The 1465-nt window shown below is 40.8% G+C and carries 1 protein-coding gene; it reads left to right on the forward strand.

The window, feature by feature from the left end; translation table 11 throughout:
- Nucleotides 1-434 precede the first annotated feature (434 nt).
- Nucleotides 435-1295, forward strand: a complete 861-nt coding sequence (locus ABF638_RS37935; protein WP_435027877.1) for a uroporphyrinogen-III synthase — start codon at nucleotides 435-437, stop codon at nucleotides 1293-1295.
- The last annotated feature ends 170 nt before the right edge of the window (nucleotides 1296-1465 follow it).

A 1465-nucleotide genomic window follows, 5' to 3' on the forward strand; every position in this document is an offset into this window, starting at 1 on the left:
TCCGCGAACGCGCACCACGCAAATCAGTTCAGAAATCAAAGCGGATTCCTATATTACTTAAATCTGATAATTTACGTGATGCTATGGAAATCGTTCTCAAGCAAGCTGCGTCCTAATTAAAATGGCTACGGCTATACTGCGTAATGTGAGGTGGATTAATTTTTGCAGGTCGATGCAAGCAAGGTGCAAATCAATACAACAAAGGTACAGGTCAATGCAACCAAGGTGTAGGTCGATGCAACAAAGGTGTAGATCAAGAGACTTGTGTGTACACCGTAGCCTGGCTTGCAGAGAGGGAGATGGGTATACTTCACTCAAGCGAGAACCGCTATTATTCAGCGTATAACGGTTAGACCGAGCGCTCAGTCTAGCGGTTGTGTAGAATTCATGCTGAATTCTGACTCCTGACCCCTGAATTCTGTTCTGATAAACAAATGCACACCCAATCAAGAGAAATTAACCTGCTGACTCCATCTAGAGAATTACCTCTATATGGGAAGAGAATTTTAGTAACAGCGCCGAGAAATTATGCTTATAGGTTATCTGAACAAATCATCAAGAAAGGTGGCTTACCTGTTTTCATGCCTACTATCGAAACCTGCTATTTATCAAACTACACTAAGTTAGATGCTGCTCTACATCACATAGACGAATTTGATTGGATTGTCTTCACCAGTAGAAATGGGATCGCTGCATTTTTTCACCGCATGAATGATTTAGATATTCCCGTCTCTGTAGTGCAAAAATGTCACTTATGTGCTTTAGGAAAAGATGCAGAAAGCTTATTGTCTTTTTGTGGCAAGGTGGATTTAATTCCAGCAGAATCTAGCCCAGCCGGAATTGTGGCTGAATTAGCAAAACTTCCGCAAATTCAAGATAAAAAAGTGCTGATACCTGCTCCAGAAGTGGTTGGTTTGCCTGAACCTGATGTTGTACCCAATTTAATTACGGATTTGCAGAAATTGGGTATAGAAGTAACTCGTGTGCCTACCTATATCACGCAGGGTTTAAACAAAAGTATCTACGGTATTGAATTAAACCTGATACGTCAAGGAACTATTGATGTAATTGCCTTTAGTAGCACAGCGGAAGTAGAAAGCTTTTTGACAATGGTCAATTCGCCAAGCGATTATGAACGTTGCATTATTGCATGTTTTGGCCCGTATACAACTGCTAATGCGCGAAAGTTGGGTATGAATGTCTCTATCGTGTCTAGAGATTATAGTTCATTTGAGGGATTTGCTGAAGCGATGTCTACGACGGGCTACGCCTACGCAGCATTTTCTCCTCTGTGATTTTGATGTGGAGCTTTTGGTACATATAAACTAGCCCCACTAACCGTTTGAGAATCTAAAATAGTCAACCATAATCAACTCTAGACTAGCAGCACATAAACCCGTAGTATCGAAAATGGAGTTTATATTGAGTTAGGACTTTTGACATGGCAACTTACAAAGTTACATTA

The sequence above is a fragment of the Nostoc sp. CALU 1950 genome (assembly GCF_051172895.1).
Lineage (GTDB): Bacteria > Cyanobacteriota > Cyanobacteriia > Cyanobacteriales > Nostocaceae > Nostoc > Nostoc edaphicum_A.